This is a genomic window from Nocardia sp. NPDC056541 (assembly GCF_042794235.1).
Lineage (GTDB): Bacteria > Actinomycetota > Actinomycetes > Mycobacteriales > Mycobacteriaceae > Nocardia.
The window spans coordinates 594,449-620,214 of sequence record NZ_JBHTUD010000001.1 but is presented as its reverse complement, the minus strand read 5'-3'; the positions used below and the strand labels follow the sequence as shown (position 1 = coordinate 620,214).

General features: G+C 70.2%; 20 protein-coding genes. 8 read left to right on the top strand and 12 right to left on the bottom strand.

Features of this window, described 5'->3' with window-relative positions:
• Window positions 1-5: 5 nt before the first annotated feature.
• The 5 genes from ACFQ9R_RS02855 to ACFQ9R_RS02835 all read right to left on the bottom strand — a co-directional run bounded on the left by ACFQ9R_RS02855 (window position 6) and on the right by ACFQ9R_RS02835 (window position 5,135).
• Window positions 6-1,127, bottom strand: a complete 1,122-nt coding sequence (locus ACFQ9R_RS02855; RefSeq protein ID WP_378988388.1) for an ABC transporter ATP-binding protein — start codon at window positions 1,125-1,127, stop codon at window positions 6-8.
• Between the two features lie 219 nt (window positions 1,128-1,346).
• Window positions 1,347-2,570 (bottom strand): cytochrome P450, encoded by a 1,224-nt coding sequence (locus ACFQ9R_RS02850; RefSeq protein WP_378988386.1) that lies wholly within the window; start codon window positions 2,568-2,570, stop codon window positions 1,347-1,349.
• An 89-nt stretch (window positions 2,571-2,659) separates the two neighbouring features.
• Window positions 2,660-3,511, bottom strand: a complete 852-nt coding sequence (locus ACFQ9R_RS02845) for an alpha/beta fold hydrolase (RefSeq protein ID WP_378988384.1) — start codon at window positions 3,509-3,511, stop codon at window positions 2,660-2,662.
• 21 nt (window positions 3,512-3,532) lie between these two features.
• Window positions 3,533-3,979 (bottom strand): PaaI family thioesterase, encoded by a 447-nt coding sequence (locus tag ACFQ9R_RS02840; RefSeq protein ID WP_378988382.1) that lies wholly within the window; start codon window positions 3,977-3,979, stop codon window positions 3,533-3,535.
• Between the two features lie 169 nt (window positions 3,980-4,148).
• On the bottom strand, window positions 4,149-5,135 hold the full coding sequence (locus ACFQ9R_RS02835; RefSeq protein ID WP_378988380.1) for a zinc-binding dehydrogenase: 987 nt from the start codon (window positions 5,133-5,135) through the stop codon (window positions 4,149-4,151).
• A 207-nt stretch (window positions 5,136-5,342) separates the two neighbouring features.
• Between ACFQ9R_RS02835 and ACFQ9R_RS02830 the strand changes: the two genes are divergently transcribed.
• The gene (locus ACFQ9R_RS02830; RefSeq protein WP_378988378.1) at window positions 5,343-6,560 is read left to right on the top strand and encodes a DUF418 domain-containing protein; all 1,218 of its coding nucleotides are present in this window, start codon (window positions 5,343-5,345) and stop codon (window positions 6,558-6,560) included.
• A 145-nt stretch (window positions 6,561-6,705) separates the two neighbouring features.
• On the opposite strand, the gene ACFQ9R_RS02825 is transcribed toward ACFQ9R_RS02830, so the two are convergent.
• The 3 genes from ACFQ9R_RS02825 to ACFQ9R_RS02815 form a co-directional block, all read right to left on the bottom strand.
• Window positions 6,706-7,380: a class I SAM-dependent methyltransferase gene (locus tag ACFQ9R_RS02825; protein WP_378988376.1), complete on the bottom strand. Its 675-nt coding sequence runs from the start codon at window positions 7,378-7,380 to the stop codon at window positions 6,706-6,708.
• A 149-nt stretch (window positions 7,381-7,529) separates the two neighbouring features.
• Window positions 7,530-8,501, bottom strand: coding sequence for a zinc-binding dehydrogenase (locus ACFQ9R_RS02820; RefSeq protein ID WP_378988374.1), 972 nt, complete (start codon window positions 8,499-8,501; stop codon window positions 7,530-7,532).
• A 33-nt stretch (window positions 8,502-8,534) separates the two neighbouring features.
• Entirely contained in the window at window positions 8,535-9,206 is a 672-nt protein-coding gene (locus ACFQ9R_RS02815) for a TetR/AcrR family transcriptional regulator (protein ID WP_378988372.1), read from the bottom strand.
• A gap of 91 nt (window positions 9,207-9,297) precedes the next feature.
• Between ACFQ9R_RS02815 and ACFQ9R_RS02810 the strand changes: the two genes are divergently transcribed.
• The 4 genes from ACFQ9R_RS02810 (at window position 9,298) to ACFQ9R_RS02795 (ending at window position 12,949) form a co-directional block, all read left to right on the top strand.
• Entirely contained in the window at window positions 9,298-10,785 is a 1,488-nt protein-coding gene (locus ACFQ9R_RS02810; RefSeq protein WP_378988370.1) for an MFS transporter, read from the top strand.
• A gap of 116 nt (window positions 10,786-10,901) precedes the next feature.
• Window positions 10,902-11,552 (top strand): urease accessory protein UreF, encoded by a 651-nt coding sequence (locus ACFQ9R_RS02805; RefSeq protein ID WP_378988368.1) that lies wholly within the window; start codon window positions 10,902-10,904, stop codon window positions 11,550-11,552.
• A gap of 31 nt (window positions 11,553-11,583) precedes the next feature.
• The gene (gene ureG, locus ACFQ9R_RS02800; RefSeq protein WP_378988366.1) at window positions 11,584-12,291 is read left to right on the top strand and encodes an urease accessory protein UreG; all 708 of its coding nucleotides are present in this window, start codon (window positions 11,584-11,586) and stop codon (window positions 12,289-12,291) included.
• A complete protein-coding gene (locus ACFQ9R_RS02795) occupies window positions 12,281-12,949 on the top strand; it encodes an urease accessory protein UreD (RefSeq protein WP_378988364.1) in 669 nt (222 codons plus the stop codon). Before ureG ends, ACFQ9R_RS02795 begins: the two co-directional genes overlap by 11 nt.
• Before the next feature lie 61 nt (window positions 12,950-13,010).
• Here ACFQ9R_RS02795 and ACFQ9R_RS02790 read toward each other — a convergent pair whose 3' ends face one another.
• The 4 genes from ACFQ9R_RS02790 to ACFQ9R_RS02775 all read right to left on the bottom strand — a co-directional run bounded on the left by ACFQ9R_RS02790 (window position 13,011) and on the right by ACFQ9R_RS02775 (window position 16,797).
• Window positions 13,011-13,790: a hypothetical protein gene (locus ACFQ9R_RS02790; RefSeq protein ID WP_378988362.1), complete on the bottom strand. Its 780-nt coding sequence runs from the start codon at window positions 13,788-13,790 to the stop codon at window positions 13,011-13,013.
• Window positions 13,791-13,995: 205 nt separating this feature from the next.
• Window positions 13,996-15,417 (bottom strand): NAD(P)/FAD-dependent oxidoreductase, encoded by a 1,422-nt coding sequence (locus ACFQ9R_RS02785; RefSeq protein WP_378988360.1) that lies wholly within the window; start codon window positions 15,415-15,417, stop codon window positions 13,996-13,998.
• Window positions 15,418-15,575: 158 nt separating this feature from the next.
• Window positions 15,576-16,460, bottom strand: coding sequence for a tat pathway signal sequence (locus tag ACFQ9R_RS02780; RefSeq protein WP_378988357.1), 885 nt, complete (start codon window positions 16,458-16,460; stop codon window positions 15,576-15,578).
• 130 nt (window positions 16,461-16,590) lie between these two features.
• A complete protein-coding gene (locus ACFQ9R_RS02775; RefSeq protein WP_101467248.1) occupies window positions 16,591-16,797 on the bottom strand; it encodes a hypothetical protein in 207 nt (68 codons plus the stop codon).
• A gap of 189 nt (window positions 16,798-16,986) precedes the next feature.
• Here ACFQ9R_RS02775 and recC point away from each other — a divergent pair, with 189 nt between their 5' ends.
• From recC to recD, 3 genes are read left to right on the top strand one after another with little or no spacing between them, the layout of a single operon-like run.
• Window positions 16,987-20,436, top strand: coding sequence for an exodeoxyribonuclease V subunit gamma (recC, locus tag ACFQ9R_RS02770; protein ID WP_378988354.1), 3,450 nt, complete (start codon window positions 16,987-16,989; stop codon window positions 20,434-20,436).
• The gene (locus tag ACFQ9R_RS02765; RefSeq protein WP_378988351.1) at window positions 20,433-23,795 is read left to right on the top strand and encodes a UvrD-helicase domain-containing protein; all 3,363 of its coding nucleotides are present in this window, start codon (window positions 20,433-20,435) and stop codon (window positions 23,793-23,795) included. The genes recC and ACFQ9R_RS02765 overlap by 4 nt, the downstream gene beginning before the upstream one ends.
• A complete protein-coding gene (gene recD, locus ACFQ9R_RS02760; RefSeq protein ID WP_378988348.1) occupies window positions 23,792-25,726 on the top strand; it encodes an exodeoxyribonuclease V subunit alpha in 1,935 nt (644 codons plus the stop codon). Before ACFQ9R_RS02765 ends, recD begins: the two co-directional genes overlap by 4 nt.
• The last annotated feature ends 40 nt before the right edge of the window (window positions 25,727-25,766 follow it).

Here is a 25,766-nt window from a genome sequence, read left to right as displayed (position 1 = left end):
CGAAATCAGGGGACGGGGATCGCGGCCGCGTCGACGGCCGGTTCCGCGGGGGAGCTGGGCGCTTGCCACGTCAGCCGCAGGCCGGTGTCGGGGTCGAACAGGTGGATGTCGGCGGGGTCGACGCGGCAGGCGATGTCCTCGCCCACCCGGACACCGGCCGGTCGCGCCGCGCGCACGCAGAGGCCGGACTCGAGGTGCACGAGTTCTTCGCTGCCGAGGTTCTCGACCATCCGTACCCGCCCGCGGACATCGGTCGAGGTGTCGTCGATCCGCAGGCGTTCCGGGCGGATTCCGGCGACGACGGCGGTGGCGTCGCCGGAATCCTCGGCAATGTCCAGGGCGGCATCGATGCCGTCGGCCATCACCGTCATATGGCCGTCGCTCGCGGTGACGACGGCGGGGAACAGGTTCATCGGCGGCGATCCGAGGAAGCCGGCGACGAAGGTCGAGCGCGGGCGGTCGTAGAGCTCCTCCGGGGTGCCGCACTGTTCGATGCGGCCCTGGTTGAGCAGCGCGATGCGCGTCGCCATCGTCATCGCCTCGACCTGATCGTGGGTGACGTAGAGGAAGGTCGCGCCGAGGCGCTGGTGCAGCGCGATCAGTTCGGCGCGGGTCGCGCTGCGCAGTTTCGCGTCGAGGTTCGACAGCGGTTCGTCCATCAGGAACGCGCCGGGATCGCGCACCATGGCGCGTGCCAGCGCGACTCGTTGCCGCTGTCCGCCGGACAGGGCGACCGGGCGTCGCTCCAGCAGCGCCGAGATCTCCAGCGTCGCCGACACCTCGGCGACCCGCCGCGCGATCTCCGCCCGTGGCCTGCGCCGGGCCCGCAACGGGAACCCGATATTGCGCGCCACCGAAAGATGCGGATACAGCGCGTAGCTCTGGAACACCATCGCCAGATCCCGCCGCTGTGGCGCCGCGTCCGTCACGTCGACGTCGCCCACCAGAATCCGCCCCGCGCTCGGCTCCTCCAGCCCCGCGATCATCCGCAACAACGTGGACTTGCCGCAGCCACTGGGCCCCAGCAACACCATGAACTCACCATCGGCGATGTCGAGACTCACCTCGCGCACCGCGTACTCGGCATCGAACTTCTTCGACACCGCTTCGATCTGCAGTCGTGCCATGCGCCCAGTGTCGAGCCCGCCACGGCCCCCGCGCCGGGGCGATAGTGAACGTCGATCGGTCCAATCATCTCGACCCCACCGACCCACGAACCGCACCATCGGTGCTCGTCGTGGTCGTCAGTCGTTGGCGGGGTTCGGCGACGCTGTCACCGGGTGATCGGCCGATGGTGGAAAGCCCCACCGGGGCGCCGATCTACATCGTGGTGGCGGTCAGCGGCGTCAGCGCAGCCGGACCGGTAGTTCGAGTAGGCCCCGGATGAGGGTGCTGGTTTGCCAGCGGAGGTCGGCGGTGGGGGCGAGGGTCAGGTCGGGGTAGCGGTGCAGGAGTGCGGTGAAGGCGATTTCGGCTTCTACGCGGGCCAAGGGGGCGCCGACGCAGAAATGGATGCCGTGGCCGAAGGCGAGGTGGCCGGCGGTGGGAGTGTCGGTGGCGAGGGTGTCGGGGGCGGCGAAGCGGGCGGGGTCGCGGTTGGCGGCAGAGAGGGCGACGTAGACGATCTCGCCTGCGGGGATCTCGGTGTCGCCCAGTGCGACCGGTTCCGCGGTATAGCGGGCGGTGGCCATGTCGACGGGGCCGTCGAAGCGCAGGAATTCCTCGATCGCGGCGGGGACACCGGTGGGGTCGGCGCGCAGGGCCTGCCACTGCTCGGGGTTGCGGAGCAGGGCGAGGACGCCGTTGCCGATGAGGTTCACCGTGGTCTCGTGGCCCGCGACCAGCAGCAGGAACGCCATCGACACCAGTTCCTGATCGGTGAGCCGATCGCCCTCCTCGTCCGCGAGGACCAGTTGGGACAGCAGATCCTCGGCGGGCGCGGACTGCTTGGTGCGCACCAGCTTCGCGAGATAGCCGACCATCGCGGCCGACGCGGCGGGACGCTCGTCCTGCTCGCCCTCGCCCACCACCGTGACCAGGGCCTTGGTCCAGGCTTGGAAATCGGCGCGATCCTCGAACGGGACACCGAGCAGCTCGCAGATCACCGTCACCGGAAGGGGATTGGCGAAATCGTTCATCAGATCGACCTCGTCGCGATCACCCATCGCATCCAGCAGCGACGCGGTGATCTGCTCGATACGTGGTCGCAGCAGGGCGACCTGGCGGCTGGTGAAAGCCTTGTTCACGAGCTTGCGCAGGCGGGTGTGCGCGGGCGGGTCGGTGCCGAGCATATGGCTCAGGAGCGCGACGATATTCGGGTCCGTCGCCGTGGTGTCGCGCTTGGTGTGCAGGATCGCGTTGAGCTGCACGGCGTCCTTGCCCAAGCGCGGGTCGGCGAGCGCGATCTTGGCTTCGGGATAGCCGACGACCACCCAGCGCACGACATCGTCGGGGAAGCGAACCCGATGGACGGGGCCCTCGGCGCGCCACCGGCGGTACTGCGCGTGCGGATCGTCGAAGAAGTCGGCGCCGATGGACTCGACAGGGGCGGAAGCGGTGAGGTCGGCCATCGAATCGACGGTACCCGCGCCGGGCCGAACGCGCATCGACCGTACACACCGGAAGCACGGAAAGCCCTGTGACGAACACGAATTCGCGTTCAGGTGGTGCGTGGCTCCGTCGTCGAGGTGCTCGACTCGACCGATGCCAGGAAATCCCGAAGGAGTTCGGTGACGGCCTCCGGTTGTTCGAGGGAACTCGAGTGACCGCACGCGGGGATCGTGTGGAGCCGGGCATGCGGGATGAGCGCGGCGATCTGGCGGGCATGCGGGAGCGGGGTGGCGGCGTCGTCCGCGCCGACGATGATCTGGGTGGGGACGGTGATCGCCGCGAGTTCGCCGTCGACGGCGCCGCGTTCGGTGACACCGTGGACGGCGTCGCGGGTGCCGATACGATCGATTCCGGCCAGGCGACGCGACCACTCGCGGACGACTTCCTTGCCGGTGCCGGAAGCCCGAAACGAGGGGCCGAACAGGTGCGTGGCCACCCGGCCGGCGATGGGGCGGATGCCGAGCCAGCGCAGCGCCAGGGCCAGCCGGTGGTATTCGCCGATCTTGGCGGGATCCTCGGCCTGAGCGCTGGTGTCGAGAAGCGTGAGCGATCGCAGGAGTTCGCCGTGCCTGGCGGCCAGTCGTTGGCCGACGAAGCCGCCCATGGACAGCCCGACCCAGTGCACGGGGCCCGCGTCGAGAGCGCGGATCACCCCCACCGCGTCGGCAGCGAGAGTGTCCATGTCATAGCCGCCGGCGGTGGGTGGGGTATCGCCCTGACCTCGCCAGTCGAGGGTGACGCACCGGTAGTCGCTTTGCAGGGCCTCGAGCTGGGCGCGAAACATCCAGCCACCGAACAACAATCCGTGGCCGAAGACCACGGTGGCGGCGTCGGGTGTGCCAGAGGGAGCGCCGGTGTCGGTATAGGAGATCGGAACATCGTCGAGAGTGATGACCGGCATGGGGTCGCTCGCCGCCGGTGCTCAGGCCGCCGCGAGGCGAACGTTGCGCATCGTCACCAGCGCGGTGGCACACAGGATTTCGCCGGATTCCTCCACCGAGAACACGTCGGCGGCGGCGATCGTGAGCAGTGCGCCCGGCTTGATCACCCGGCCGCGGGCGACCACGTTCGGCCCTTTGGCGGGCGCGAGAATCTTCACGGTGTAGTCGATGGTCATGTTCACCCAGCCTGCGGGCAGCAGCGTGCCCGCGGCCGAGCCGGCGGCGAAATCGGCGAGCGAGCCGAGGACGCCGCCCTGGAAATAGCCGTCGTGCTGGGTGAGTTCGCGCCGGTGTGGTTGCACGATCTCGACGTCGCCGGGCTCGACCCGGCTGAAGTGGAAACCCAGGTGCGCGGCGGCGGGCATGGACAGCACGACGCTGGGGACCAGCTGTGCGAAGTCGGGATTGGGGGCCTGTGCTGCGGTCATCGGCTCAGTCCTCTGCTCGGCAGCGGCGCGGCGTCGCCGCTGCTCCTGCGGCGAATCCTGCCCGCTGACGGCGCGCGGGAACAGCCCATCGCGGAAATTTCGCCTGCTGTTGGGAGTCCGGAAAGAGTTCGGCCGGGCGAGTGGCGCGTTCACCCGCCCGGCCGAGCGTTCAGCGAGTTCCGGCGTGCAGGACCACTTTGCCGTTGCGGCCGGGAGTTTCGGACACCACCGCGGCCTCGGCGGCCTGCGCGAGCGCGAAATCGGCCTGGACATCCAGTCGCAGGGTGCCGTCGGCGGCGAGGGTGACGAGTTCGGTGATCAACCGCACGTAGTCGGCCCGGTCGATGTCGGAACTGCGCTGCTGGCCCCAGAATCCTTTCACCACAGCCTGTTTGAAGATGACGGCGCCGGTGTCGATGATCAGCGGTTTGCCCGACAGCGCGCCGAAGGAGATCAGTTCACCGCGCGGGGCGAGCAGCGCCATCAGATCACCCGCGGCCGGACCGCTGACCTGGTCGACGGCGCGCACGATCGGTTCGCCACCGGTGATGTCGGCCCCCGTGGCGAGCCAGCCCACCGATTCGGTGTCGAGCACGGGACCGTAGCCGAGCTTTTCCAGCGCCTGCACCGACGACTGGCCGCGGACCAGGCTCAGCACCCGCACTCCGCGTTCCTTCGCGAACAGGTTGAGCAGGCGACCGACCGCGCCGTTGGCGGCGTTCACGACGATCCACTCACCGGCCCGCACCTGGAGATCGTCGAGCAGCATCAGGGCGCTCAGCGGCATGGCGAGCAGCTGGCAGGCGGTCTCGTCGGGCACGGAATCCGGCATCGGCACCGCTTGTTCGGCGCGGGCGACGAAGGAATCCGCCCAGGCGCCGCGGACGCCGGCGATCGCCACCCGCTGACCGACCTGAAGTGCGTCGACACCGGGGCCGACCGCGTCGACGACGCCGGCCGCCTCGGTTCCGGGGATCGCGGGCAGCGGCGGCCGATAGCCGTAGACGCCGCGGATGATCGCCAGATCGTGGTTGTGGATCGGCGACAGCGACATCGCGATCCGCACCTCACCCGCCCCGGGCTCGGGGGTGGGCGCCTGCTGTGCGGTGAGCACATCCTTCGGTTCGCCGAATTCATCGATGACAACTGCCTGCATGTCCGCCTCCGTGGTGGTTGCGAGTCCCTGCCGAGCGTGATCGTGCTCCATTGTGGCACCGTGACGGGCGCGGGTGGCTCAGGGATGCCCATGGTCGGACCCGGCTGTCAATACCTCGCAGGGCTGAGAGCGGGTCACTCCGACAGGGCCTGAAAATAGCTCGCACGGTGGACGAATGTGACCGGGAGGCGTGCGTACCCTCGGTGCATGGCAGACGCGCTCGGAACACGCTCGCCCGCAGTGCGATCCGGATCGCGGATCGCCGAGGTCGACATCCTGCGTGGGTTCGCCCTGTTCGGGATCCTGATCACCAACGTGGTCGTGGCGACCTCGCTGTGGTCGGTGGTAGGAACGCGCGAGGATCCGGTACTGCGTTTCGGCGGCACCGTCGATCTGCTGGTACGGGCCACCGTCGACGCGCTGTTCGCCGGGCGGTTCTACCTGCTGTTCGCGTTTCTGTTCGGGTACTCGTTCACGTTGCAGATCGCGGCGGCCCAGCGGGCGGGGGCCTCGCCGGTGCGGCGGTTGCTGCGGCGGTGTGCCGCGCTGATGGCGATCGGACTCGTCCACGTCTACCTGCTGTGGATCGGCGACATCCTCACCCTGTACGCGTTCCTGTGCCTGACCCTCATCGCGCTGCGCAAATTGCGGCCGCGGACCGCGGTGATCACCGGTGTGGTGCTGTACGCGACGTGGTCGGCGTGGAGCTTCCTGCCCGGCAGTACCGGTCTTCTCGCCTTCGGCGAGCTCGTCGACCTGCCCGCGATGTCGGCCGACTACACCGCGGACTTCGCATCGACGTTCTCCGCGCAGACGGCCATCGCGCCGGTGTTCCTGTTGCTGATCTGGTTCAGTCAGGGCGTACCGAGCCTGGCGATGTTCCTGATCGGCATGGCGGCGGGCAAACGCAACCTGTTCGCGGATCCGGATACGCTGCGCCGCTGGTCCTTTCGCGCACTCGTGATCGGCTTCGGCATCGGTGTTCCGATCTCGGCGATGACCTTCGCCGAGTCGATGACCTGGTGGCACGCCCCCGCGGTGATCCACGGCCTGCAGATGCTGGCGAACCCGTTCATGACGTTCGCCTATGTCGCCGCGGTCCTGCTGGCCGCGCAGTCCGCACGCCTGGGCCGCTTCACTGCGATCCTCGCCCCGGCGGGGCGCATGGCCGCTACCAACTACATCGGGCAATCCGTGGTGCTGATGCTCGTCTACACCGGATACGGCCTAGCCCTCGCCGATGACATCGCACCCCTGGGCGTCATCGCGATCGCCCTGCTCACCTTCGCCGCCCAGCTCGCGTTCAGCGCCTGGTGGCTGCGCGGTCATTCGTACGGCCCGGTGGAGTGGTTGCTCCGCGCCGCGACCTACCTGACCGTCCCAACGTGGCGTCGCCCCGTACAGAACGCTGCGCCCGGCGTCTGAGGCGCCGATTCGGCGCTCTACCGTCTGGGGGACGGCGACATTCTCACGCTGTACGCGGCCCTGGGCCTGGTCTTGATCGCGATTCGCGCGCTCGGTCCGCGTTCGGCCGCCCCCGCGGACCGCTCCTGCCTGGCGTTGCCCGGTGTCAGTCGGCGGTGCGCGGCGGGCGGTGGAACTCCGCCCGCCAGCGGTGCAGACCTGAGGCGTCGGCACGAGAGACGGTTTCTACCCGGACCGGGGTCAGGTCGGAGGCGGTGAAAGAGTCGATGTCGGCGCGGGTGAGCGGCCAGGGCGGGCCGGCGGTCGCGGGGGTCTGGCTGATGTCGGCGATCACGAGCAGGGTCGCGCCGGGTGCGAGGAGGTCCCGGATACCGGTGATGGCGTGGGTGCGGACGTCCAGGGGCAGGGATTGAACGGTGATCGACTCGACGACCAGGTCGAAGGCGTGGAGCCAGGTCGGCGGCGGGTGGAGGAGGTCGGCGACCTTGTAGGTGACGGGGGAATGCGGGAATCGGGCACGGGCGCCACGGATCGCGGTGGGGGAGATGTCGAAGGCCGTGGTTCGGATACCTTGGGAGGCAACGAATTCGGCGTCGATGCCGTATCCGCAGCCGATCACCACGGCCCGCGCTCCCTGCGGCAGGGTGGCGGTGCGGAGCCAGTCGACCAGCAGGGGATTGGGGACGTCGCGATCCCACGGAACCACCGAGGTCCCCGCGGCGGCCTCGGCGTAGAGCGGTTCGAACCATCCGGTCGGATCGTTCGCGGCCAGCGACTGAGCGGCGAGGCGACGATCGGCGGGCGGCTGCGCGTCGGTCATAGGTCCAGTCTTCACCACCGACCCTCGCCCCGTCGTCCGACATTCGGGGACGCGCCCGACGACCGGTGAGCTGGTCGGTTGATCATCAGGCCCGGGTACCGGAGATTCCGGCCGGATCACCACCGCCGGAGCCCGATGATCTCGACCTGTCAGGGGATCAACACGACTTTGCCTGTGGTGGAGCGGGATTCGAGAGCGTGGTGGGCGGTGGCGGCCTCGGCCAATGGGAATTCGGTCACTGCGGGACGGAACAAGCCGGTGCCCGCGCCGGCCAGGGCGCGTTCGGACAGGACGCGCAGGTCACCGCCCGCCCGCTGGATCATCGGCGGGCCGAGCACGGTTTCGGAGGTGATGCCGCGCGCGGCGGTGTCCACCTGTGCCGGAGCGCCCGCCGACCAGCCGAAAACCAGGTGGGCGCCGCCGCGGCCGAGCAGGTCTACGGCGGCTTCGGCGACCGGCCCGCCGACGCCGTCGAACACGACGGTCGCGGCTCGGCCGCCCAGCTGGGCGCGTACCTTCGCCGGCCAATCCGGCAGTGTGTAGTCGACTGCGATATCGGCGCCGTTGGCTCGCGCCATCGCCACCTTGTCCGGTCCACCCGCGAGCCCGACCACTGTGGCGCCCGCGGCGACGGCGTACTGGACCAGCAGGGTGCCGATCCCGCCGGCCGCCGCGGTTACGACCGCGATGCTGTCGGCATCGAGTTCGGTGAACTGGAGAATGCCCAGCGCCGTGCGACCGGTGCCGACCATCGCGACGGCGGCGCTGAAGCTCACGCCGTCCGCAACGGCAAGGAGGCGTTCGGCTTCGGTGACCGCGAGCTCGGCATAGCCGCCGGGTGCGGTGCCCAGGTGGGCGACGACACGCGTACCGAGCAGGGCACCGTCGACACCGTCGCCGACGCGGTCCACGACTCCGGCGACCTCGCGGCCGGGGACCGTCGGTAGCTCGGGTACCGGGTACGGGCCCGGCTCACCACGGCGCAACGCGGTGTCGACGAGGTGGACCCCGCAGGCCGCCACGTCGATGCGGACCTGACCCGGGCCCGGTGCCGGATCCGGCATCGACGCGTAGCGCAGGTTCTCGGCGGGACCGAACTCGTGGAGCTGAATCGCATGCATGACGTCAGTGTTCAACCTGAACGGTGCTCGAGGTCAAGCGTGACGGACGGCCCGGGCGGCGAAACCGTCGCAGAGTGCTTCGAGGCCGAGGAACAGCAGGTCCTCGGAGGTCAGGTCGCTCACCCCGGCGCCCTCGAGCTCGGCCAGCGCCGGCGGGACGGGGAAGGAGGGTTTCCCCTCGAGGAGATCGCGCAGTCCGTTGGTGTCGTCGGTGGCGGTGCGCTTCTCGGCGAGCAGTGCGCCGCCGACCACCGGCAAGCTGGCGCCGGAGATGTAGTTCCAGACGGAGAATCCCATCGTGGTGGCCTCGCGGGCGGTCACGTCGAGTTCGCGCAGGCCTTCGACCAGCCATGCCAGGCTGTTGAGGCCTTGCGGGCCGAAGCTGTAGCGGGGGACCGCGAAAGTGAGCAGCACCCACGGATGCTGCTGATAGAGCTCCCAATCGATCTCCGCGGCGATGCGCACCCGGTCGCGCCACGTCCACCCGCGACCGGCGGGATCGGGGTAGGGGTGCCGGGCGGCGATCTCGTCGGTCATGGCCGCGATGAGTTCGTCCTTGTTCGCCACGTGCCGGTACAGCGACATGGTGCCCACATCGAGGCGGTCGGCGATGCGGCGCATCGATACCGCGTCGAGTCCGTCGGCGTCGGCGAGGGCGATCGCGGCGTCGACGATCGCGGTGCGGGTGAGCTTCGTCTCGGTCATCCCATGACTCGTTTTCGTAATACAACCTTCATGCGTACACTGTACCCAGCTCGCGCGTACGGCGTACGCACAACCTCGGAAGGATGTCGGAATGACGAAGCTGGAACCGGCGGTGCCCACCGCAGTCGCCGGTGGACGCCGCGCATGGCTCGGATTGGGCGTGCTGCTGCTGCCGGTGCTGCTGGTGTCGATGGACATCTCGGTGCTCTTCCTTGCCATGCCGACCCTCACGGCCGACCTGGATCCCACCGCGTCGCAACAACTCTGGATCCTCGATATCTACGGGTTCATGCTCGCCGGTCTGCTCATCACCATGGGCAACCTCGGCGACCGGATCGGCCGACGCAACATCCTGCTCGCCGGCGCCGCCATCTTCGGCGTCGCTTCGGTGCTCGCCGCGTTCGCCCCCACCGCGCCGATCCTCATCGCGGCCCGCGTACTCATGGGCATCGGCGGGGCGACGCTGCTGCCGTCGAGCCTGGCGCTGATCTCCACCCTGTTCCCCGACACCCGGCAACGGGCCACCGCGATCGGCATCTGGACCGCGTTCTTCGCCGGTGGTTCGGCGGTCGGGCCGATCATCGGCGGCGTCCTGCTGCACCACTTCTGGTGGGGTTCGGTATTCCTGATCAACATCCCGGTCCTGGCGATCCTGCTGATCTTCGGGCCGATCCTGCTGCCCGAACATCGCTCCGCGGCCCTGGGGCCGATCGATCTGCCCAGCGTCGCGCTGTCGATCGGCGGCATCCTGCCGTTGATCTACGGCATCAAACACATCGCCGCCGAAGGCCTGGACGCGGTGTCGCTGGTGATCGCGATGATCGGCGTCGGGCTGCTCGTGCTGTTCGTGCGCAGGCAGCGTCATCTCGCGGAACCGCTACTCGACCTGTCGTTGTTCACGCGGCCGCTGTTCCGGGTGGCGATCGGGGCCAGCATGGCGGGCATGATGTCGCTCGCCGCGCTGAGCTACCTGACCAGCATCTACCTGCAGTCGGTCACCGGGCGTGACCCGCTGGCCGCCGCGCTGCTCGGCATTCCGATGGCGATCGCGGTGTTCGTGTGCTCGATGAGCGGCGCGCGCCTGGGGCTGCGGCTCGGCGTGCGGGCGACGTTCACCCTCGCGCTGCTGCTGTCGGCGATCGGCAACCTGATGTTGCTCGGCGTCGGTGTCGACGGCGGCCTCGGCTGGTACATCGCGGGCTCGGTGATCGCCGGTATCGGGTACGGCTTCTCGTTCACCCTGGTGTCGGATGTCGCGGTGTCGGCGGTGCCGGCCGAGCGGGCGGGTTCGGCGGTCGGGATCTCCGAAACGAGTTTCGAACTCGGCAACGCGCTCGGTCTCGCCCTGCTCGGCTCGGTGGCCGCGCTGGTGTTCCGTTCCGGCGGCGACTTCGGCGAGACCCTGGGCGACACCCTCTTGGAGTCCGCCGGCGACGACGGGCTGATCCACGCGGCCCGCGAATCCTTCGTCAGCGGCATGCACGTCGCGACCGCGGGCGGCGCACTGCTGCTGATCGCGATGGCGGTACTGGCCTGGCGCTCTGCCCGCACCGGCTCGGCGGCCACCGAGCCGCGCTGAAGCACCCGCGGCTGATCGGCGAGCACGACCACCGGCCGGGGTGATGACCGCCACGGTGTGCCCTGCTGATTGCCCTCACCGGGCAGACGTCCAGGTTCGTTGCATAGGATCGGCGGATGCGAAACGAGGGTGCGACAGGACTGGCGACCTTGCTCGCCCTGGCCGATTCGCGCCTGCCCATCGGTGGACACGTGCACTCCGGCGGCGTCGAGGAAGCGGTGTCGTCGGGGTTGCTGCGCGACAACGCGAGCGTGGAGCTGTATCTGCGGCGCCGGATCTCCACCTCGGGACTGGTCACGGCATCGCTGGCCGCCGCGGTGTGCGGCGGGGTGCTCACGCCCGAACGCGCCGAGCTCGAAGCCGACGCTCGTACGCCGTCACCCGCCGCGCGAACGGCGTCGCGCGCGCAAGGCCGTGGGCTGCTCCGCCTGGCCAAACAGCTGTGGCCGCACCATGATTGGGCCGCGGTAGGCCCGCGCCCGCACCTGTCGACGGTGTTCGGCATGGTCGGCGCCGCGAGCGGAACGAGCACCGAACAGCTGGCGGGCGTGGTCGTCTACACGACGCTCACCGGCGCCGCCACCGCGGCGCAACGACTGCTCGCCCTCGATCCCGCGGCCATCGCCGCGAGCACCGTGCGCCTGGCACCGCTGTGCGATCGGATCGCCGCCGAGGCCGCCGTCGGCCTCGCCGCCCTGTCCGATCCGCTGCAGGACGCGCTCGCCGAACGTCACCTCCATCGCGACATGCCGTTGTTCGCGTCCTGACCCCCGTGATTCCGAGAAGAATGGAGCCCCCATGCCTCCCCATCTGATCGATGGCGAACCGCACGATCACAGCCACGACCGGCCCAAGCGCAACCGCACGGCCGGTGAAGCGCTGCGCATCGGCATCGGTGGACCCGTCGGCTCCGGCAAGACCGCGCTGGTGGCGGCCCTGTGCAGGCAGCTGCGCGACGAGCTGTCCCTCGCGGTGCTGACCAACGACATCTACACCACCGAGGACGCGGACTTCCTGCGCCGCCACGCCGTGCTGCCCGACGAGCGGATCACCGCCGTGCAGACCGGTGGCTGCCCGCACACCGCCATCCGCGACGACATCACCGCCAACCTCGACGCCATCGACGATCTCGTCGCGGCCAATCCGCCGCTGGACCTGATCCTGGTGGAATCCGGCGGCGACAATCTCACGGCCACCTTCTCGTCCGGTCTGATCGATGTGCAGATCTTCGTCGTCGACGTGGCAGGCGGCGACAAGGTGCCGCGCAAGGGCGGCCCCGGCGTCACCTTCTCCGACCTGCTCGTGGTGAACAAGACCGACCTCGCCCCGCTGGTCGGCGCCGACCTCGGTGTGATGGAGCGCGACGCCGCCAAGGTCCGCGACGGCCGCCCCACCGCCCTGGTCTCGCTGACCGACGACCCGGCCGCCACCCCGGTCCTGGCCTGGGTGCGCGAGCAGCTGCGGGTCGCCGCCGACCAGGACGCGGCCACCGGCGTTGCGCACTGAACTGAGCATCGTCGCCGCACCGGGCAGGCTGCCCCGCATCGACGCGATCGGCGGCCTGGCCGGGCGGCACACCGGTATCGACACCGTGCACCTGATCGGTACCGCGGCGACCCCGCTCGGCGGGGACGAACTCGACATCACCATCGTCGTGCGGGCCGGCGCGCGGCTGGTGGTTCGTTCGGTGGCGGCGACGATCGCCCTGCCGGGCACGGGCACCATGGTGTCGCACGCGCACTGGCGTTTCGACATCGGCGAAGGCGCCGAACTGGATTTCGATCCGGAACCCACGATCGTGGCCGGTGGCGCACACCATCATGTGGTGACCACGGTCCAGGTGGCGCCCGACGCGCGGCTGCGGCTGCGGGAACGGGTGCAGGTGGGCCGCAGCGGCGAGGACGGCGGTGGGTGGCGCGGTGATCTGCTGGCCGACCTGGGCGAGGTGCCGTTGCTTCGGCACCGGCTCGAGCTCGGAGCGGGTTCGGCGACCGACGATCGGCTGAGCGGGGCCCGTGCGCTCGACAGCGAATTGGTCTACCCGGACCATCGTCCTGCCTGGTCGGGCAGCGTGGACGAGGTTCGGCTCCCGCTGGCCGCGGGCGGCTCGCTCGCCACCCGCACGAGCAGCCGCCTGCGCGCGCTCGCGTTCGCGCCCGGATAGCTCACGAAAAGGCGGTGGGAGCCGGGCAGCAAGAGCCCGACTCCCACCGCTGGGAATTCGATCAAGCGTTGACGAGCCCGGCGTCGCTGTCGGCGGCCTCGGGGGCCATCCCCCGCGGCGGCGCGAGGAAACCGCTCGCCGCACCCACCGCCGCACCGATACCGGCGCCGACGACCGTGACGGGGATCGACACGGCCATGTACGCGGCCATACCGCCCAGGATCGGACCCGCGACCAAACCGATCGGCACGAACGGGATTCCGGCGACGAGCCCCGCCAACGCGCCACCCGTGCTCGCCATCATCGCGAACGGGATCGCCACGGTGGAACCGACCGCCGCACCCCTGGCCGCCGAACCGAGGGTCTCGGACGCGATCCGGTCCGAGCGGCTGCGCTCGAGCCCGACCGAGTCGAGGAACGTCGCCAGGTTGGCCTCGGTGTTGGCCGCGGCGTCGTTGATCTGGATCGAGGTGTCCACCGGCACGAAGTCCGGCACCGGAACCTGCTGGTCACCGAAGCGGAACTGGCCCGGCGGCGGCAGGATCGGCGGCACCGGCGCGACCGCGGTCGGTGCGTGCAGCGGTCCCACCGGGGACAGGTAATCCATTTCCGGCCCCGTCCGCGACCACTGCAGCGAGCTGCGGGTGTTCGCGGGCATCGGCTGCCCCACGTACGGGGTGGCGTTGGGCGCCACCGCGTCGAACTCCGGTCCGGCCTGATGCTCGGGCTGGGTCACCGCCGCCTGCGCGGGATCGGCATTCGCGGTGCCCGTGCCGATCAGGGCCATGACCAGGGGTACCGCTCCGGCTGCGACGACCGAACCTACCTTCTGTCGCTGCAAGTTCGGCGCCCTGTGTTTCCCCGTCGCCATAGATCACCTTTCATCCTGGGGATTGGTCACACATATGACCTCCGACATTCGGACCGGTGCCCGACTCGGATGGGTCCGAAACGTCGGCAACCCGCAACAGCGGTCGGGGGAAAGGCAACTGGCACGAGAAAGGCCGGGTGGTTCGACGGAACCACCCGGCCTTCGTAGAGCTGTGTCAGCCGATCTTGCGCTGCTCCGCGGTGAGCGGTTCGGCGGTGGCGGGCGGCGCGCCCACGTCGGCCGCGAGTTCCTTGGCCTCCGCCTGATCGGCGTTGACCTCCTCGATCGCGAGCCGCGCGAAGATCCACTGCTCGGTCGCCGCCATCTGACCGCGGTTGCGGCCGAGGAACGACACGAACCAGCCGATCACCGTGACGATTCGGCTGCGGTAGCCGACCAGGTAATACAGGTGCAGGGCCAGCCAGGCGAGCCAGGCGAGGAACCCGCTGAACTCGAGCTTGCCGATCTGGCAGACGGCGTCGAACCGCGAGATCGTGGCCATCGAGCCCTTGTTGAAGTACTTGAACGGCTTGCGCTCCTGCGGCGTCTGACCGTGCAGCCCGGCCTTGATCGCCTTGGCCGCGTAGGTCGAACCCTGGATGGCACCCTGTGCCTGCCCCGGCACACCGGGCACCGACATCAGGTCGCCGACCACGAACACGTTCGGATGGCCCTTGACGGTGAGGTCGGGCTCCACGATGACGCGCCCCGCCCGGTCCACCTCGGTGCCCTCGGATCGCTCGGCGATCATCTTGCCCAGCGGACTGGCCTGCACGCCCGCCGACCACACCTTGCACACGGCCTCGATGCGGCGGGTGCTGCCGTCGGCGTCCTTCACGATCACGCCGTGCGCGTCGACATCGGTCACCATGGCGTTGAGCTGGATCTCCACACCCATCTTCTCGAGCCGCTTGGCCGCCTTGGCGCCCAGCTTGGGACCCATCGGGCCGAGCACCGCGCCGGCGCCCTCGAGCAGGATGACGCGCGCGTCGCGGGGATCGATGGTGCGGAAGGTGCCGTCGAGGGTTCGGTCGGCGAGCTCGGCGATCTGCCCCGCCAGCTCCACCCCGGTCGGGCCCGCGCCGACGACGATGAACGTCATCAGCCGGTCACGCTCTTCCTGGGTGGTGGCCAGCTCCGCCTGTTCGAAGGAGCCGAGGATGCGCGCGCGCAACTCGAGCGCGTCGTCGATGGTCTTCATGCCGGGCGCGTAAGTGGCGAAGTGGTCGTTGCCGAAGTACGACTGCTGGGCGCCGGTGGCGACGATCAGGCTGTCGTAGGTGGTTTCGGTGTCGCGGTTGAGTAGTCGCGAGGTGACCTTCTTGTTCGCCAGGTCCACGTCGACGACGTCACCGAGCAGCACCTGCGCGTTCTTCTGCTTGCGCAGCACCAGCCGCGTGGCCGGGGCGATCTCGCCGGTCGAGAGGATGCCGGTGGCCACCTGGTACAGCAGCGGCTGGAACAGGTGGGTCGACGTTTTCGAGATGAGCGTGACGTCGACATCGGCTCGGCGCAGGTGCCGGGTGCCGAACAAACCGCCGAACCCGGAACCGATCACCACTACGTGGTGCCGCTTCCCGACAGACTCAGTGCTCATCGTCGCGCTCCTCGACAGACTGGGGTGGGCCCCGCGGTGGTAATGACAGGGGTAACCGTAGTCGGCTCCGGTTGTGACGTCGCAACAAGAACCCGATCGCGGCGTGTGACGCGGTATCTCATCGAAACGACACGATCGACAATACGGGATGCGCCCAGTCAGCGACCTGCGAGAAGGATCTCGGCGACCCGGGTGTCGGTCTCGGCGCCGTCGGTGTATCCGCCTGCTCCGCCGAGCGCGTTCATGATCGACAGCGTGTACCGCTCACCGGCGCCCGCGACGCCGACCGAGTTGACCACCCAGCCGTCGGCTTCGGCCGACCAGCCGTTCTTCAGGCCGGGCCGCATCGAGGCACCCGCGCCCCACACGCCCCAGTGCTGATTGGAGTCGACCGAGCGCATCCGGTCGAGCAGGTAGGCGAGATCGTCGGGGTGCATGGTGTCGAGGATGGTGTTCATCAGCCGATCCAGGTCGGCGGCCGTGCACTTCTGGAACGACCAGTCCGGGAACAGCGCGGTCGTGGTCGGCTGCGGGATCAGGCTGACCATGCCGTAGGCGCGGAACGCGTTGTTGTAGGCCATCCGGTCGAAGCCGATGTACTTCTGCCACAGCACGTCGGTGGCGTGGTCGTTGGAGGTGGCCAGCATCGCTTCGATGTTGAAACGGTCGTCGGGGGACAGGCCGATGGCGCCGACGCGGGCCCGATTGAGCAGGTCGGCGGCGATGGCCAGCTTGATCGTGGACGCGGTCCAGACCTGGTTCTCGGCGTGTTCGTTGGCGTAGATGCCACCGGTCTTGCGGTCACGCAGCACGTAGCCGACCACACCGGGACGGCCGGCGAGATAGGCGTCGGCCCGGGCGATCCGGGAGCTCAGGTCGGCGTCGAATCCAGGCACCGACACCTGGGTCAGCGCGGGCGGCGCGGCATGAGCCGGGCCGGTGAGAACAGGGACGCCCGGAGTGAGGGCGGCCGCGGCGGCGAGGAGGCAGGCAGTTGCTGCGACTCGGGAAACGACACGGGTGGAGGGGGAACGGTCACGCACGATGGACCACACTCGCACACCGGGCGCCGCAATGCACTACTTCACCCCAAATCCGGCATCAGGCGCGACAACGCTGCCGAGACGCACGGTTGCCGTCTCTCAGGGTTGTTGCGGCACAGCGCAATTGCTGTCAGTGATGTGCGGCGTGCGGAGTGGCGATGGTGCAGCCGTTGAGGCGATGGCAGTGCTCGAACGCTTCGCCGTGTCGGTCCAGCGGCCACGAATGCAGCACCTGATCAGGCCCGTAGCGCCGGGAATTGATCAGCTCCCAGCGCCCGCCCACTCGACGGACGATGAAGCCGCCACCGGGAACCAGGGGAAACACCTGCGCGATCATGAAACGAAACCAGCCTTTCGCCCGCGGCCGTACTGTCCCACCCGAACCGCCACGATCCCACGCCCGGCGCCGAGGGTGCCGCAGGCGGGGCCGGGACATCTTGCGGTGTGGCGTATTTCACTAGCCCGGTGCAGTGGTGGTCGCGGGGCCGCGCGATTGCGGGTCGGTCGCTGGGCGTATAAACAACGGATGCCGTTGCACCTCCATCGCGCCGAACGCGCCGACGCGCTGGCCGACGGACTGGGGCGTTTGCTGGGTGAGATTCCCGCCGATCCTTTCGCCACGGAAGTGGTCGCGGTCCCGGCCAAGGGGGTGGAGCGCTGGCTGGCGCAACGGTTGTCGGGTGTGCTCGGAGTCGCCGGCGCCGGCGACGGGGTGGCCGCGAATATCGCGTTTCCCGCGCCTGCGGCCCTGGTGGCCGAGGTGCTGGCCGGTGCGAGTGGGGTCGCGCCCACCGACGATCCGTGGGCGGGTCAGCGACTGGTGTGGACGCTGCTGCGGGTGATCGACGAGGTCGCCGACCAGCCGTGGGCGGCCGTCCTGGCTCGGCATCTCGGCCTGCCCGGTACCGATCACCGTCTCGGCAGGCGCTACTCCACGGCCGCCCACCTCGCGTCCCTCTTCGACTCCTATGCCGCGCAACGCCCGCAGGTCCTGCTCGACTGGGCGGCGGGCGCGGACACCGACGGCGCGGGCGGGCCGGTGCCCGACGACCTCGCCTGGCAACCGCGGTTGTGGCGCGCCCTGCGCACCGCCGTGGGCGCCCCGAGCCCGGCCGAACGGCTCGCCGACGCCTGTGCCCACCTGCGCGCCGAACCCGCCTCGATCGACCTGCCCGAGCGGCTCTCGCTGTTCGGGCTCACCCGTCTGCCCGCCGATCAGCTGGCCGTGGTCACCGCGCTCGCCGCCCACCGCGAAGTTCACCTCTGGTCGGCGCACCCGAGTCCGGCGATGTGGGCCGCGCTCGGCCGGGTAGCCGTCGGCATCGCGGTGAACGAGGACGCGTCCGTACCCGCTGAGGGTCGCCTCGGCGAATGGGCTGTCGGGGGCGACGGCGCGGCCGACCCGGGTGACAACGCCGTGCGCGCTGATCGCCGTGCGAACGACGTGGCCGTCCGCCCCCGCGCGGACGACCACACCGCGGATCTGGTGTCCCACCCGCTGCTCTCGGGGCTGGCCCGGGATGTGCGGGAATTGGAGCAGCGCCTGAACCCGGTGCTGGACAGCGATATCCACCTCGCCGGCGAGACGGCCGCGCCCACCCTGCTCGGTGCCGTGCAGACCGCTGTTCGCGCGGACCGCGTCCCCGGGATCGGCGCGGTGCCGGACGGCAGCGTCGAGATCCACGCGTGCCACGGCCCGGCGCGGCAGGTGGAAGTGCTGCGGGATCTGCTGCTGAGCACGTTCGCGGCGGATCCGGCGCTCGAGCCGCGTGACGTGCTGATCATGTGCCCGGACGTGGAGGCGTTCGCGCCCCTGGTGCGGGCGGCGTTCGGCCAGCGCGGGTCCGGAGTGGATCTGCCGGTCGACGGTGAACACCCGGCGCATCAGTTGCGGGTGCGGCTCGCCGATCGCGGGCGGGCGGTGACCAACCCGATGCTGGCGGTGGTGATCGAACTGCTCGAGCTGGCCGACGGACGCGTCACGGTGACGCAGGTGCTCGATCTGGCGGCGAGCGAAACCGTCGGCCGCCGTTGCGGTTTCGACGACGACGACATCGAACGGCTGCGCGAGTGGGCGGCCGAATCAGGCGCGCGATGGGGGATCGGGCAGCGTCAACGCGAGGCGTTCGGGCTCGCCGATTTCGCCCAGAACACCCTCAACGCCGCGGTGGACCGCATCCTGCTCGGTGTCACCGCCGACGAATCCGGCGACGACTGGCTCGATCTGGCGTTGCCGCTCGATGATGTCGACTCCAACGACGTCGACCTCGCCGGCCGCTTCGCCGAGTTCATCGACCGCCTCGCGGTGTGCCTGCGCGACCTGCGCGGCCCGCGCCCCGCCGCCGAATGGACCGCGGTGCTGCTGCGCGCGGTCGAGCTGCTCACCGACGTGCCCACCGCGCACGCTTGGATCCGCACCGAAGCGCGGCGTGAGATCGTGGCCGCCACCGAACACGCGGGCGATACCCCGCTGCGCCTCGCCGACGTGGCGGTCCTGCTGACCAGCCGCCTGGCGGGCGGCCCCGGCCGCGCGAACTTCCGCACCGGCGAACTCACCGTGTGCACGCTCGTGCCGATGCGGTCGGTGCCCCACCGTGTGGTGGTACTGCTCGGCCTCGACGACGATGTCTTCCCGCGTCCCGGCAGCGTCGACGGTGACGATCTGCTGGCCCGGAACCCATTGGTCGGCGAACGCGATGCGCGCAGCGAAGACCGGCAACTTCTCCTCGACGCCATCATGGCCGCGGGGGACAGGCTGCTGATCCTGCACACCGGTGCGGACCCGGTCACCGGTGCCGCCCGTCCGCCCGCTGTCCCCGTCGCCGAGCTGCTCGACGTGCTCGCCACCCATGTGGGTCCGGCGGCCATGGACACCGTCCACCTTCGCCATCCCCTGCAGGCTTTCGACCGGCGCAATTTCGCCCCCGAGAAGCCGCGCAGCTTCGACACCGTCGCCTTGGCCGGTGCCCGCGCCGCCGCGCGCCCGTCCCGGCCGCGTCCACCGCTGCTCACGGCGGCGCTGCCACCTGCTGCCGTCGCGGATGTCGCACTGGCGGAACTGATCTCGTTCGCCGAACACCCGGTGCGCGCGTTCCTGTGGCAGCGGCTCGGCCTGCGGGTACCCGAGGAATCCGAGGACATCGCCGATCAGCTCCCGATCGAACTCGACGGCCTGGCCAAGTGGGACCTCGGCGAACGCATGCTGTCGGCGCGCCTCACCGGCGCCGACCCGGCCGGGCTGCGGGCCGCCGAATGGCGCCGGGGCACCCTGCCCCCCTTCGGTTTCGGGGCCAGGGTGCTCGACGAAGTGGAGGGCACCGTCGACACCCTCGTGCGGACCGCGCTGCCCGACTACGAGGCGTCGCCGCGCGCCGTCGACATCGCCGTCGACCTCGGCAACGGCCGCACCCTCGCGGGCACCGTGCCCGAGGTTCGCGGCGAAACGCTGGTGCGTACCACCTACTCGCGGCTCGCGCCGAAACACCGGCTCGCGTCCTGGGTGTCGTTGCTCGCCCTCGCCGCGACCGAAGACCGCTCGTGGCAGGCGATCAGCACGGGGCGGGGGCAATTCCGCAGCAGGCCGGTGGCCAGATCGGTGATCACCGCACCCGAAGCGCCTGCCGCACTGGCGATCCTGCGTGATCTGGTCCGGTTGCGCGACGAGGGGCTGTGCGAACCGCTGCCCTGCGCGCCCGCCGCCACCGCGGCCTACGCCGAGCGCCGCTTCCGCGGGGACAGCGTCGCCGACGCCCTGCTCGCCGCCGAACACGCCTTCGACGGTGGCCCCAACGGCCCCGACAAGTTCGGCGACCACACCGACCGCTACCTGCGCTACGTCTGGGGCCGCGCACCCCGATTCGCCGGTCTCGCCACCGAAACCAGCCGGCCGGGCGAGCCGGAGAGCACCCACTTCGGTGCCCTCGCGCGCCGCTGGTGGGCGCCGCTGCTCGCCGCCGAAAGTCAGGGACAGCCGTGACGGGAACCGTCTCGGCGCCGACCGCCTTCGATGCCACCGGTCCGCTGCCGCAGGGCACCACGGTGCTCGAGGCCAGCGCGGGCACCGGCAAAACGCACGCGATCGTCGGGCTCGCCGTCCGCTATGTCGCCGAGGCGGGCATCGCGATCACCGAACTGCTCCTCGTCACGTTCAGCCGCGCCGCCACCCAGGAATTGCGCGAACGCACCAGGGACCGTTTCGTCACGGTGGCGACCGCCCTGGCCGAGCCCGATACCGCACGGCACCATCAGGACGAGCTCGTCCGCGCGATGGCCGACACCGACCCCGCCACGGTGCGCTCGCGCAGGCACCGATTGCTCACCGCCCTGGCCGATTTCGACGCGGGCACCATCGCCACCACCCACTCGTTCTGCCAGCGGATGCTCGACGAACTCGGCCTGGCAGGCGAACACGATCCCGGCGCTCGGCTGGTCGAATCGGTGGACGAACTGGTCGGCACCGTCGCCGACGACCTGTATCTGGCCCGCTACGCCCGCGACCGCGCCCCGTTCACCCTGCGCGATGCCCACACCCTGGCACTGGCGGCGGTCCACGACCGGCACGCCGACCTCGCCCCGCGCACCGACGGTGCGGCAGGGGAGCGGGTCGCCTTCGCAAGTGCCGTGCGGGTCGAGACCGAACGACGCAAACGCCGTGCGGGACTGCGTGATTTCGACGATCTGCTGGTCCTGCTGCACGACGTGTTGGCCGACGCCGACCACGGGCCGCGCGCCCGCGCCCGGATCAGGCAGCGCTACCGGGTCGCGCTGGTCGACGAGTTCCAGGACACCGATCCGTTGCAGTGGGACATCCTGCGCCTGGCCTTCCATCAACACGCCACCCTCGTCCTGGTCGGCGACCCGAAGCAGGCCATCTACGCCTTCCGTGGCGCCGAAGTGCTCAGCTACCTCGACGCCGTGGCGCTGGCCGATCGACGCAGCGAGCTCACCCGTAACTGGCGCAGCGACGCCGGACTGCTGCGCGCCATCGACCACCTGTGTGGCGGTGCGGAATTGGGTCATCCCGAGATCAGCGTCTACCCGGTCACGCCGACGCGGCCGATGACCCGTCTGCACGGTGACCCGGACGCCATCGCCCCGCTGCGACTCCGGGTGCTCCCACGGACGGGGGCCGGTCCGCGCAATCGGTCGGGGTTCCCGTCGGTGGGCAGGCAGCGGGCCAAGGTGGCTGACGACCTGGCCGCCGATATCGTCACCCTGCTCGAATCCGGTACCACCATCGACGCCAAACCTGTACGCGGCGGGGATCAATCGCTGCGCGAGGTCGGCGACGGCCGGGTGCGCAGGCCGATCGGGCCGGGCGATATCGCGGTACTGGTGCGCACCCGCTCCCAGATCGATGTGGTGCGCGCGGCGCTGGACCGGGTCGGGGTGGCCTCCGTCCTCGCCGGTGGCACCAGTGTCTTCGCGACCGTCGCCGCGACCGATTGGCTGTGGGTGCTGCGGGCCCTGGAACAACCGCATCGTGGTGACCGGGTGCGGCTGGCCGCGTGCACAACGATCCTCGGGGTGAGCGCCGCCGAGATCGACGCGGGCGGTGCGGATCTCGTCGGCCGGGTGTCCACCCAGTTGCGTGACGCCGCGCGCTTGTTCGCGCGCGCCGGATTCGCCGCTGTGTTCGACAAGCTCGCCACCGAGACCGACCTCGCGCCCCGCCTGCTGGCGGTGGACAACGGCGAACGCGAACTCACCGACCTGCGCCATCTCGCGCAGTTGCTCGACGAGGTCGCACTGGCCGAGGGGCTCGGCCTGACCGCGCTCACCCGCTGGCTCGCCGACCGTGTGCGCGAGCCGGAGGCCGGTAGCGTCAGCGGCCGCAGTCGCCGCCTCGATCGAGACGCGGCGGCCGTGCAGATCGCCACCGTGCATGCCAGCAAAGGCCTCGAGTTTCCGATCGTCTACCTGCCTTTCACCTGGGACAGCGCCAAGAATCCGTATCCGGCGACGCTGCTGTTCCACGACGACAACGGCACCAGGGTGCTCGATATCGGCGGCAAGGAGGCGCCCGGGTACGGCGAGCGCCAGTTGCGGTGTGAGGCCGAGGAATCGGGGGAGGAACTGCGGCTGCTGTATGTGGCGCTGACCCGGGCGATGTGCCAGATCGTCGCGTGGTGGGCGCCCGCGGTGACCACCGGCGCCGCGCCGCTGCACCGGATGATGCTGGGCAGGCGCCCGGGATCGGCGCAGGTACCGCGCCGGGCCGAGATTCCCGCCGACAACGCTGCGGCGCAACGGATTTCCGAATGGGCCGCGTCCGCATCGGAGGTGATCTCGGTGACCGTGGTCGACCGTCCCGAGGATGTGGCGCCCCGGCGAGTACGCTCCGAGCTACCGACCGGCGAGCTGGCGGCCGCGGGGTTCACGCGCGCGCTCGACCAGCAGTGGCGGCGCACGTCGTATTCGGCGCTCACCGCGGGCGCGCACGACGCCCCTGGCGTGGCCGACGAGGAACCCGAGGACGGTCCCGGCCCGGACGACGAGCCGACCGAGGCGCCGATCGACGCCCTGACCGGCAGCACGGCCGACCCGTCGCTGATGAACGACCTGCCCTACGGCGCCGAGTTCGGCACGCTGGTCCACGGCGTTCTCGAAACGGTCGACACCTCGGTGCCCGATCTCGCCGCCGAGGTCCACCAGCGCTGTGTCGAGGCGGTAGAGCACACGATGGCCGAGCTCGATGTCGATCTGCTCGCGACCGCGCTGCTCGAAGTTCTGCGTACCCCGGCCGATTTCGGGTCCCTGGCCGCGATCGCGACCCGTGACCGGCTCAACGAACTGGAATTCGAGCTCCCGCTCGGCGGTGGTGATTCACCCGGACCGCGCTCGGCCGGGATGCACGCCGTAGCCGCGCTGCTGCGTACCCACCTGCCCGCCGACGACGACCTCGCCGGTTACGCTGATCATGTTGCCGCACTATCGGATACGGTGCTGCGCGGCTATCTCACCGGCAGTATCGACGCGGTGCTGCGGGTGCCCGATGAGACGGGTGAGCTGCGCTATCTGATCATCGACTACAAGACCAACCGGCTCGGGACCGGCGACCTCACCGTCGAGCACTATCGCCGCGACCACATGGTCGCGGAGATGATCCGCTCGCACTATCCACTGCAAGCGCTGCTGTATGCCGTGGCGCTGCACCGGTATCTGCGCTGGCGGCTGCCCGGTTACGACCCCGCTCGCCATCTCGGCGGCGCCAGATACCTGTTCGTGCGGGGCATGATCGGCGCGGCGACCCCACCGGGGCACGGCGTCTTCGATTGGCATCCTTCGGCGGAACTCGTCGTCGCGCTGTCGGACCTCCTCGCGGGGCACTCATGACGTCTATCCAGGTGGCGCAGCGGGGGACCGGGTTGTTGCGGGTCTTCAACGAGGCGGGGGTCCTGTCGGCGGCGGACGTGCACGTGGCGGTGCGGTTGGGTCGCATGGGGCGCGAGGACGGCGAGGACGTGTTGTTCGCGGCGGCGCTGGCCGTGCGCGCGGTGCGCTCGGGATCGGTGTGTCTCGAGTTGGCCCGGATGCGCGAGATTGGCATCGATGCCGACGAAACCCGCGACAGCGTCACGGGAATCGACCCCGCGACCCTGCCGTGGCCGGACACCGAGCGGGTGCTCACGGCCCTGCGTCGCAGTCCGCTGATCTGCGGTGGGCAGTCCGGTCCGCTGCGCCCGTTGCGGATCGTCGAAGCCGATGCCGAGGGTGGCGCGCTGCTCTACCTCGACCGGTACTACCAGCAGGAGCAGACCCTGCGACGAGTGCTCACCGAGCGCAGTGCCGACCACCCTGTCATCGAGACCGAACTGGTACGCGCACAACTGGATCGGCTCTTCGCCGACCCGCTCGGCGCGGGTCCCGACCGGCAACGTCTGGCCGCTGCCCTCGCCGCGACCCACTGGACCACCGTCGTCGCCGGTGGACCCGGCACCGGCAAAACCCACACCATCGCCCGGATCCTGGCCCTGCTCACCGCCCATCGCGCCGCCTCGCCGAAACTGCCCGCCTTGCGGATCGCGCTCGCGGCCCCCACGGGTAAAGCGGCGGCCCGCCTGCAGGAAGCGGTTCGCGAACAAGCCGCCGTCCTCGGCCTGCCCGAGCTCACCGCCTCGACCCTGCACCGCCTGCTGGGCTGGCAGCGCGGCCGCACCACCCGCTTCCGCCACCACGAGCACAACCGTCTGCCCTACGACGTCGTCGTGGTCGACGAGACCTCGATGGTATCGCTGACGATGATGAGCCACCTGTTCTCCGCGCTGCGCCCGGATACTCGCCTCGTGCTCGTCGGCGACCCCGACCAGCTCGCCTCGGTCGACGCGGGCGCCGTGCTGGCCGACCTCGTGGCCGGGCCGGTGAGCGGCGCGCCCAATCCCGCGCTGCGCGAGGTGCTCGGCCTCCACGGCGATGTGGTACCCGGGACTCCCGAAGGATCGCCGGCCGATCCACCCGCGACGCAGGCACACTCGCTGACGGCACTCGAACAGCGGCGGTTGCAGGGCGGGATCGTCCGGTTGACCAGGGGACGGCGATTCGGCGGCCACATCGCCGATCTGGCGGTCGCCGTTCGCGCGGGTGATGCCGATGCGGCGCTGGCGATTCTGCGTGCGGGCGGCGACGATGTGTCACTGTGCGGCCCCGACGATGTTCGCGCGGTGCGGGCGGACGTCACGACTGCTGCCCTCGCCGTCACGGCCGCCGCCGAGGCGGGTGATGCGATCGGCGCGCTGACCGCCCTCGAGTCGCATCGCCTGCTCTGCGCCCACCGCCAGGGTCCGTTCGGTGTGGAACGCTGGGACCGCATGGCGGCCGAGTGGGCCGCGGCAGGCGGCGCGGGACCCGAAGGGCCGCAATCGGTCTGGTACCCCGGCCAGCCGCTGCTGGTCACCGCCAACGACCACGAAGCCCGCATCTACAACGGTGACACCGGCGTCATCATCCGCCGCCCCGACGGCTCGCTGCGCGCCGCGCTCCAGCGCGGCAGCGAGCCCTACCTGGTTCACCCCACCCAATTCCCCGCTGTCGTCACGGTTTTCGCCATGACCATCCACCGTAGCCAGGGCAGTCAGTACGACACCGTCTCGGTTGTGCTGCCGGAACCCGAATCCACGCTGCTCACCAGGGAACTCCTCTACACGGCCATCACCAGGGCGCGTTCCCACGTCCGCGTCATCGGTACCGAGGACGCCATCCGCGCCGCGATCGGCCGCCGGGTCCTGCGAGCCAGCGGACTGTCCAGAACTGTTGCGCCGCAGGGGTAGTGAGTGATGACGCGCGGCCGCCCGTAACCAGCGACCGCGC